Origin of the sequence: Mesorhizobium sp. (genome assembly GCF_024509055.1) — a bacterium.
In the GTDB taxonomy this organism is placed as follows: Bacteria; Pseudomonadota; Alphaproteobacteria; order Rhizobiales; family Rhizobiaceae; genus Mesorhizobium.
This window is the reverse complement of the sequence record NZ_JANINM010000539.1, coordinates 1-9041: the sequence shown is the minus strand read 5'-3', so window position 1 is coordinate 9041 and position 9041 is coordinate 1. Positions and strand designations below refer to the sequence as shown.

The 9041-nt window shown below is 63.8% G+C and carries 10 protein-coding genes; 7 read left to right on the top strand and 3 right to left on the bottom strand.

Going from position 1 to position 9041, the window contains the following annotated elements; all coding sequences use genetic code 11:
- A partial coding sequence (locus Q0L57_RS32735) for a GGDEF domain-containing protein (protein ID WP_296747236.1) occupies nt 1-386 on the top strand: 386 nt, incomplete at its 5' end.
- Nucleotides 387-551: 165 nt separating this feature from the next.
- Here Q0L57_RS32735 and Q0L57_RS32730 read toward each other — a convergent pair.
- Nucleotides 552-2381, bottom strand: coding sequence for an ATP-binding protein (locus Q0L57_RS32730; protein WP_296747235.1), 1830 nt, complete (start codon nt 2379-2381; stop codon nt 552-554).
- Between the two features lie 152 nt (nt 2382-2533).
- Here Q0L57_RS32730 and Q0L57_RS32725 point away from each other — a divergent pair, with 152 nt between their 5' ends.
- From Q0L57_RS32725 to Q0L57_RS32715, 3 genes are read left to right on the top strand one after another with little or no spacing between them, the layout of a single operon-like run.
- Nucleotides 2534-3100: an XRE family transcriptional regulator gene (locus Q0L57_RS32725; RefSeq protein WP_296747234.1), complete on the top strand. Its 567-nt coding sequence runs from the start codon at nt 2534-2536 to the stop codon at nt 3098-3100.
- A gap of 4 nt (nt 3101-3104) precedes the next feature.
- Nucleotides 3105-3413, top strand: coding sequence for a hypothetical protein (locus Q0L57_RS32720; RefSeq protein WP_296747233.1), 309 nt, complete (start codon nt 3105-3107; stop codon nt 3411-3413).
- A 31-nt stretch (nt 3414-3444) separates the two neighbouring features.
- Nucleotides 3445-3972, top strand: a complete 528-nt coding sequence (locus tag Q0L57_RS32715; protein ID WP_296747232.1) for an N-acetyltransferase — start codon at nt 3445-3447, stop codon at nt 3970-3972.
- On the opposite strand, the gene Q0L57_RS32710 is transcribed toward Q0L57_RS32715, so the two are convergent.
- On the bottom strand, nt 3938-4867 hold the full coding sequence (locus tag Q0L57_RS32710; RefSeq protein WP_296747231.1) for a LysR family transcriptional regulator: 930 nt from the start codon (nt 4865-4867) through the stop codon (nt 3938-3940). The genes Q0L57_RS32715 and Q0L57_RS32710 overlap by 35 nt on opposite strands.
- 62 nt (nt 4868-4929) lie before the next feature.
- Between Q0L57_RS32710 and Q0L57_RS32705 the strand changes: the two genes are divergently transcribed.
- The 3 genes from Q0L57_RS32705 (at nt 4930) to Q0L57_RS32695 (ending at nt 8154) form a co-directional block, all read left to right on the top strand.
- A complete protein-coding gene (locus tag Q0L57_RS32705; RefSeq protein WP_296747230.1) occupies nt 4930-6138 on the top strand; it encodes a gamma-butyrobetaine dioxygenase in 1209 nt (402 codons plus the stop codon).
- Nucleotides 6135-6725, top strand: coding sequence for an HD domain-containing protein (locus Q0L57_RS32700; RefSeq protein WP_296747229.1), 591 nt, complete (start codon nt 6135-6137; stop codon nt 6723-6725). The genes Q0L57_RS32705 and Q0L57_RS32700 overlap by 4 nt, the downstream gene beginning before the upstream one ends.
- A gap of 286 nt (nt 6726-7011) precedes the next feature.
- Entirely contained in the window at nt 7012-8154 is a 1143-nt protein-coding gene (locus Q0L57_RS32695) for a PcfJ domain-containing protein (protein WP_296747228.1), read from the top strand.
- A gap of 57 nt (nt 8155-8211) precedes the next feature.
- Here the strand turns inward: Q0L57_RS32695 and Q0L57_RS32690 are convergent.
- On the bottom strand, nt 8212-9041 hold an 830-nt coding region (locus Q0L57_RS32690; RefSeq protein ID WP_296747227.1), incomplete at its 5' end, for an NAD(P)/FAD-dependent oxidoreductase.

Below are 9041 nucleotides of genomic sequence, written 5' to 3'. Positions count from 1 at the left end.
TGGGGCTGATGATCCTCGATCTCGATCATTTCAAGCAGGTCAACGACACGCATGGCCACGATGTCGGCGACGAGGTGCTGAGGGCCGTCGCCAGTTGCCTGAGGAGCATGACGCGTTACCACGACGTGGTGGCGCGTCTAGGCGGTGAGGAGTTCGCCGTGGTCACGCCCAACATGGATTCGGAATTGCTCGCCAGATTTGCAGAACGCATTCGCAAGGCGGTCGCCAACATGTCGATCCTGTCGGGCAACGTGACGCTGAAGGTCACGACCAGCGTCGGTCTCGCTGTCTGGGACCGCAGGGAAAGTGCTGAGGATTTCTACCGCCGCGCCGACCGCCAGCTCTATGAGGCGAAGAAGCAAGGCCGCAACCGCGTCTGCGCCTGAAATTCCGAAGATGAATTCATGAGGCCGGCCGACTGACGCGGCTTTCTCGACTTCCGGTGCTCACGGACTGAACGTCCGCTCCGCTCCGGCTTCTCGATAGCCACGTCATTCAATCCGGCCTGATGAATTCCCTTTCGGAATTTGGCTGTGCTTGCGCAGTTCGAGTTAATCGTTCTGCTGGCGTATGCCGAAGGTCGAGGGCCTCAGGCCGTAGCGTGTGTCGAAATCCTCGTCCGGCGGCATGCGCTGGGCGGCGGGCTTGCGGTAATCCGGGTCGCCGGCCTGGCGGCCCGTATCCACCGTTTCGGCGAATGCCATGGACTGCTGCGGTTTCGGCACGTTGCGCAGCCGCTCGACGATCGCCGCGAGGTCGACATCATTGCCTTCCTCCGTGGGCTCGGTCTGTTCGCGCTTCGCGGTGCCCGGGATGAATTCCTGCGCCAGCTTCTCGAATTTCAGCCGCATCGTCGTCGCCACGCCTTCGCCGAAGGCGATGGCTTCGCGCTGCCCCATCGAGGACAGGAACGCTAGCGTCGAGGCCGAGGAGTCGGCGATCGCCGACTTGATGATCGCCTGGTCCTGCTCGTTGGCGAGCCGCATGGCGAAGAAAGTCGAGCACTGCGAGAGGATGGTCGGGTCGAGCTCGCCCGGGCGCTGGGTGACGACGCCGAGATAGCAGCCATACTTGCGGCCTTCCTTGGCGATGCGCGACAAAGCATGCCTGGTCGGCGCGAAGCCGAGGCGCGGATCGGCGGGCATGTAGCGGTGCGCCTCCTCGCAAAGCAGGAGCAGCCGCAGCCGCCCCTCGCTCCATAAGGCGAGGTCGAAGGCCAGGCGCGCCAGCACCGAACACACCGAATTGACGACCTCGGACGGCATGCCTGCCATCTCAAAACAGGTCACCGGGCGGCCATGGTGGGGGACGCGGAAGATGTTGCCAATCGTTTCGTGGATGGTGTCCTCGATCAGCCGCGAATTGAACATGAAACGATAACGCGGATCGCCCGCGGCGGATTCGATGCGTGTCCTCAGCGACTTCAGGGTCGGCCGGTCGTTCTTGCTTTCGAGCAGGCCCATGCGCTCGTCGATCTGCTTGATGAGGTCGGCGATGCGGTAAGGCACAGGCGTGTCAGCCGTCAGCGCATCGCTGCCGCGCCGGATATAGGTTCCTGAACTTGGATTGCGATAAAGGTTCTTGGCGGCCGGAATCAGGTCGCGCAGGACGTCGATTTCCTCCGGCACCGTCTCGCGACCGCGAAACAGCACCTCGGCGAATTCTTCCAGCCTGAACATCCAGAAAGGCAGGTCGAGCGTCTTGGAATCGACCCTCACACAATATTCCGGCAGCGAGGCGGCGAATTCGTTGTGCGGATCGAGGATGAGCACGCGCAAATCCGGCCGCGCCTGGATCGACTTGCGCAAAAGCAGTGAGACCGCCGTGGACTTGCCGACGCCTGTCGTGCCGACGATGGCGAAGTGGCGCGCCAGCGTGTCGTCGATGGCGATGTTGGCGTCGATCGCCTCGTCCTGCGACAGTGAGCCGATGGTGACCGAGTGGCGGCCGGCAAGGTCGTAGACAGCCTGCAGGTCGCGGCTGCGGATACGGTGCGCGACGGCGCCGATATGCGGATAGGTGGTGATGCCGCGGTCGAAGACCGGCTTGGCGCCGGGCTCCGCGCCGTCACGCACCTCGCCGATCAACTCGATGCTGACCTCGATGTGGTTCTGTCCCTCGCTGCTCCAGGCACGATCCGACTTGCCGATCGCGTAGACGAGACCGACCGTGCGCGTCGAGCCGAGATTGATGGAAATCATCTTGCCGACCGTCCACTGGCCGGTGACGGTGCCGTCGGCATCCTCGGCATAGGCGCTGATCGTGGCGCGCGCGCCGTCGCATTGAACCACATTGCCCAGAATGCGCTTGTCGCTTTGATAGGCGTTGCGGCGCTCCTGCGAGGTCGGTTCGCCCGCCGAGGCTTCGCGTTCAACAAACATAGGCGGCCTGTCCCGTTCCCCTGGAGCGTCGAACCTAGCCAGTCGGGGTTAAGGTCGCGTGAGGTCGGATGGTGTAGGCAGCCTTAAGCCGCCCGCGAAAATTCGATCGAATAGCCTCTTCCGCAATTCCGGTATTTCGATATATTGGACAAATGAACGATATATCGAATGATATCACGATTACGATCGGTCGCAGGATACGTTCCGAAAGGGCGCTTAGGGGGTGGTCGCTGGCCGAACTCGCCGAGCGCTCCGACGTCTCAAAAGCGATGCTGAGCGCCATGGAGCGCGGCATGACCAGCCCGACCGCGGCGCTGCTGGTACGCATCGCCGCGGCTTTCGGCATGACGCTTTCGACGCTTATCGCGCGCGCCGAAACGCAAGGCGGAGGACTCTCGCGCAAGGACGAGCAGCCGCTCTGGCAGGACCCGGCGACCGGCTATGTCAGGCGGCATCTATCGCCAGCATCGCAGATGCCGCTCGAACTGATCCGGGTCAGCCTGCCGGCGGGCGCCAAGGTGAGCTTCCCGGCGGCGTCCTACGCCTTCATCAAGCAGCAGATATGGCTGATCGGCGGTCGGCTCGACTTCACCGAAGGCGATGTCGTGCACAGGCTGGAACCTGGCGATTGCCTGGCCCTCGGCGCGCCGTCGGACTGCATGTTCCACGCGCCGGGGCCGGAAGCTGCCGAATATCTCGTGGCATTGGTCAGGGGCTGACCGGATGGCACGCCGGCCGAAACGCTCGCACAATGGCGGGCCGCCGCTGGACGATTACGACGGGCCGCCCTGGGGCAAGGGCGACGCCTACATCTTCCTCGCTTGGCGGGCCGCCCACGACAAGGCGTGGAAGGCGCCGAGCCAAGCAATCATGCTGATGCGTCTGGAGAGGGCCGAACGGCTCGGACTGACCTATGAGGGATACTCGCTCGAAATCCTGGAGCGCGGACGCCACCTCAGCGAAAGCGACGCCGGTCGGATCGCCGAAATCCGCCGCGCGCGGCGGCGCAAGCGCATCAGTCATTTCGAATGACAGTCTCCAACACGATTGCCTGAGAGGCCGCATGAACTCACTTGAAATCAACGCGTTGGGCGATAGTCCGGCGACGTGCGCAATGCTGGCGGACCTGCTGATCGAAACCGTCGCCGCGGGCGGGTCGGTGAGCTTCATGCATCCGCTGTCGCCCGATGCGGCGCGCGACTTCTGGGGCCAGTCGCTCGCCGCGGCGGCGCGGGGCGAAAGGGTGGTGCTGGGCGCATGGGCCGGCGAGGTGCTTGTCGGCACCGTCACGCTCATGCTCGACTTCCCGCCCAACCAGCCCCACCGCGCCGAGATCGCCAAGCTGATGACCCGCCTCGATCATCGCGGGAAGGGAATTGCAACGCGGCTGATGTCGGCGGCCGAGGAACTGGCCGTCGGAAGGGGAAAGACCTTGCTGGCGCTGGACACCGCGCGAGAAGAGGGCGCGGCGGCTCTTTACGAGAAACTCGGCTTCACCCTGACCGGCGAGATTCCGGATTTTGCGTTGAAGCCGCGTGGCGGTCTGACCGGCACGCTCATCTACTGGAAACGGATTGGCCAGACCCCGTAGACGAGCGCTGCAGATCCGGCGTGCTGGCAATGCGCGCCAAAAGCCATTGGCGAAAATCCTGCTCCGCGCTGGTCAGCCGCAAAGGGGAGGATCTCGTCAGGAAGTGCCCCGAAGGGCTGGAAAGCTCGAAGTTGGAGAGCCTGACGAGCGCCTTGTCCGCAAGCGCCTGGTCGACCAGCGGCCGTGATCCCAGCAGCACTCCGGCGCCCGCCTTCGCCGCTTCCATCGCGGCGACGAAACTGTCGAAGCGATGCGAGCGCCGGGCATGCCCGGCAAGCCCCGCTGCCGCGAACCATTCGGCCCACATCTCGCGCGCGCCGGCCACCAGCAGCAGAGGCAACGACATCCAGTCGCTGTCGGCGGCAACAGCCGGAGCCGCGACCGGCACGAGCCGCTCGACGGTCAGCCGGTCCGCGTCCCGCCCGGGAAAGGAGCCGTTGCCGAAACGGATATCGAGCACCGAGCCCGGCTGGTCATAGTCGGTTGGACGATGGATCGTCACCACATCGAGCTGGATTTGCGGCAACGCCCTGGCGAGATCGGGCAGGGCCGGAACCAGCACCAGCAAGGCGAAGGAGATCGGCACCCGGATCGTCACGGTTTGGACGGCGCGAGGTTCGAACAGTTCGGCGGTGCTGTTGCCGATGGTGGCGAATGCCGACTGGATGTGGGGCAGATAGGCGGCGCCCTCCGGCGAGAGCACGACGCCGCGCGCCAGCCGGGAAAACAGGCGCGTCCTCAGTCGTTCCTCGAGGACCCGTATGTGCTGGCTCACGGCGGCCTGCGTCAGGCCAAGCTCGCCGGCGGCGGCGGTGAAGTTGGACAGCCGTGCCGCGGCCTCGAAGCTGCGCAACCAGTCGAGTGGAGGCAAGGCATCCAGGGTTCTGCCAGCCATTACAATTTCCACCCCATTGGCCAAAAAATGATAATTTGAATTATGCCTAGGGACGCGTCAGCATGCAATGGAAACCCGTGGAGCAGATCACGGGCTGCAACACACAGGACGCGATTTCCATGTTGACCCACGCGCTCATCGGCGAGGAAGGAAGAACGATCGAACTAGTTTGGGAGGGCGGGGCACGAACCCGCTTCCATGCCATGTGGCTGCGCGACAACGCGCTGGACGACAAGACACGCAGCGTTGGCAACGGCCAGCGCCTGATCACCATCCTCGACATTCCGGCCGCGACGCGGATCGGCTCGGCGCTGATCAAGGGCGATACGCTCGAGGTCACTTTCCTGCCCGAGAAAAAGACCGCGAGCTTCCCGGCCGCGTGGCTTCGTGCCCACACCTACGACCGCGAGGCGAATGATGGCCGGGGCTGGACAGGCAGTGACATCCAACGCTGGACCAAGGCCACGATGCAGAATGCCGTGCCGCGCGCGGACTATGCGGAAGCCAACCGCGACGGCAACGTGCTGCGGCAATGGCTGGCGGCGGTGAGGACCTATGGCTTTGCCGTCATGGACGGTCTGCCGGCCGAATCCGGCTCGCTGTGCAAGGTAGCCGACCTCTTCGGCTATATCAGGGAAACCAATTACGGGCGCTGGTTCGAAGTGCGCGCCGAGGTCAATCCGAACAATCTCGCCTATACCAATCTCGGCCTGCAGGCGCACACCGACAATCCCTACCGCGATCCGGTGCCGACGCTGCAGATCCTGGCCTGCATCGAGAACACGGTGGAGGGCGGGGAATCCAGCGTCGTCGATGGCTTTGCTGTCGCAGCCGCGCTGCAGGATGAAGATCCGGAGGGCTTCCGACTGCTGTCCTCCTATCCGGCGCGCTTCGAATATGCCGGCTCGTCCGGCGTGCGGCTGCAGTCAAAGCGTCCGATGATCGAGCTCGGGCCTGACGGCGAACTCATCTGCATTCGCTTCAACAACCGGTCCCTGGCACCTACGGTGGACGTGCCGTTCGCCGACATGGACGCCTATTACAGGGCCTACCGCCGGTTTGCCGAACTGATCGAGGACCCCGCTTTCGAAGTCACCTTCAAGCTCGAAGCAGGACAATCCTTCATCGTCGACAACACGCGCGTCATGCATGCCCGCAAGGCTTTCTCAGGCAGCGGCAAGCGCTGGCTGCAGGGCTGCTACGCCGACAAGGACGGCTTGCTGTCGACGCTGGCGGCGATCGAGCACGGTTTCAAGGAGGCGGCGGAATGAGCCCGAACGAATTGAACACCGGCAACATCGTCGAGTTCATCGCCGATATCTTCGAGCGGCGCGGCGCCGAATCCTATCTCGGCGAGCCGGTCACCATGTCGGAGCACATGCTGCAGGGCGCCTGGCTGGCCGAAGAGGATGGCGCGCCGGAGGAACTGGTCGCGGCGGCGCTTCTGCATGACATCGGCCACTACACCAGCGAGTTCGGCACCTATTCGCCCGATGACGTCGAGGACAAGCACCACGACGAGGCGGGCGGGGAAGTGCTGGCACCGTACTTCCCGCCGGTCATCGTCGAATGCGTGCGGCTGCATGTTTCGGCCAAGCGCTATCTCTGCGCCACCGATCCGACCTATTTCGGCAAGCTCTCGCCGGCTTCGGTGCATACGCTTTCGCTCCAAGGCGGGCCGATGAGCGCCGAGGAGGTGGCCGAGTTCCGCAGGAACCCGTTCCACGAGGAAGCCGTGCGCGTCCGCATATGGGACGAGGGTGGCAAGGTTGCCAATATGAAGACCAGAGCCTTTCGCGACTACGTGCCGTTGCTGGAGCGCGTCGTGCGGAAGTTCGCGGCGGAAAAGGCAGCGTGACCCGGGCCATTGGCTGAAACAATCCAGTGAGATGTCAAAGCTTCTGCCGGTAATGGCGGCCGACCGAAGACTAGAGATGTTTCCTTGCAACACTTCGCCCGGTCCCTTCAAAGTATTGAAGGATCGGCTCTTGCAACAAACTCGTATCGGGCCTAAAGGAGCCGCCCGTTGCTAACCCGTCTTCCTGAAGGAGACCTGTCAATGATCCGCCAATCCAGATCGTCACGTTCCGTGCCGACGCTGGAATTGCGTGCGGCTGACAGGGTTCCAATCAGGAAGAACGGTTATGGCAAAGTCCATGATCCAGCGCCGGCAGGATGCCGAGCGCGAGCGCACTAAAGCCTACGAAGCATCGTTGCAGCGGGTCTCTCTCGCTCCGCGTCCCACTCCGGATTTCGAGCGGGCGATCGAGGAGGCGCATCGCGGATTTGGCATGGCCGTCCGGGACGGCAAGCTCTGGCGTCCGAAGCTGAAGACGCGCGACCGCGCCCGGCTGCGGCTGGCGGCCGCGCGCTATTTGTTTGCCCTCTATCCCGTCCCGGCTGCGCTCGAAGCCATCTGGCTCGACAGCTCCGGATTGGATGCCGAGGAGATCAAGCTGCGCAAGGGATGGTACATCGCGGTCGCGGGCGGCAAGTCGCTCTACAAGGCTGGCGCCAGCAAATGGCTGTCGCGCAAGGAGGTGCATTGCTTCGTCAACGTGGCCGGCGGTTTCTCGTTCGAGGAGGCGTTCTGGTACGCCATCGCCCGTTCGTATACGGATGATCCTGGACTGGCGGCACGATTCGCCCGAACCAAGATCGCACGCACGGCACGAAGCCAACTCGTCTTCTGGCGCGAGGTGATACGCTTCTTCTGCCAGCATCCTGCCTCAAAGGACGAGATCGACGATCTGTGCGACTACATCGGCGCGATGCATCGGCGTGATCGCGCCTACAGCCTGAAGGGGCGGACACTCGCATCCCTGCATCGGCAAATGCTGGGATGGCACCGCGACCTTGCCGCTGTTGCGCGCATCGAGGCTATGCGCCGACGCGCGGCGGGGCCAGGTCAGCAGATGCAAGGCGCTGGCTGGGCGGGCTCTCCGCTCGAGGACTGGGACTGGCTGCCTTCGGCCAGAGAGGCGAAGGCGCGCGGCGAGTACTTCTCGATCCGCCAGTTGAAGACGGCCGAGGATCTCGTCTCCGAGAGCCAGGCTATGCATCATTGCGTCTCGTCCTACGCGGCCAAATGCATCGCCGGCAACGCATCGATCTGGACGCTGCGGCGCAAGGCGCTTGGCAAGACGGAGCGGTTGCTGACAATCGAGCTTGACCCGCGAAACCGTGCGGTGCAGGTGCGTGGTTTCGGCAACCGCGTCGATACGCTGGAGGAGCGCAAGATCCTCGAGCGCTGGGCCAGGGCGAGGGGCGTCGTGCTGGCGGCGTGAGCCGCGCATGACAAAGATGGAAGACGCGGCCGGAGCCGCGCCTTCCAGGCTTAGAACCTAACCCTTGTGATGGACTTGCTGCAGCCCATAGACCGGCGTTGGCAATCCGACCTGCCTGGCCTTCAGCTGCAGCGACAGATACTGCGAATAGTGGCGCGACTGGTGCAGGTTGCCGCCGTGGAACCACAGCGCCTCCTGTTGCGTCGGCTTCCACATGTTGCGCTGCTCGCCTTCCCATGGGCCGGGGTCCTTGGTGGTATTGGATCCGAGACCCCAGACCTTGCCGACCTTGTCGGCCACATCCTGCGAGATGAGATCGGCGGCCCATCCGTTCATCGAGCCATAGCCGGTGGCATAGACCACCAGGTCAGCCGGTAGTTCGGTGCCGTCGACGAACTTCACGCCGGTGGGGGTCAGTTCCTGCACCGCGGCGCCCGGGCCGCTCTTGAGCTTGATTGAGCCGTCGATGACGAGGTCGCAGGCGCCGACATCGATGTAGTAGCCGGAGCCGCGCCGCAGGTACTTCATGAACAGGCCCGAGCCGTCGTCGCCCCAGTCGAGCAGGAAGCCGGCTTTCTCCAGATCCTCGTAGAACTTCGCGTCGCGTTCCTTCATCTGCTCGTAAAGCGGAATCTGGAATTCGTGCAGGATCCGGTAGGGCAGAGAGGCGAAGATCAGGTCGGCCTTGCGCGTCGTCATGCCGTTCTCCACTGCCTGCTCGGAATAGAGTGAGCCAAGGCCGATATCCATCAGCGTGTCGGACTTGACGATATGGGTGGAGGAACGCTGCACCATGGTGACGTCCGCGCCTCCCTCCCACAGAGCCGCGCAGATGTCGTGGGCGGAGTTGTTGGAGCCGATGACCACGACCTTCTTGCCGCGATATT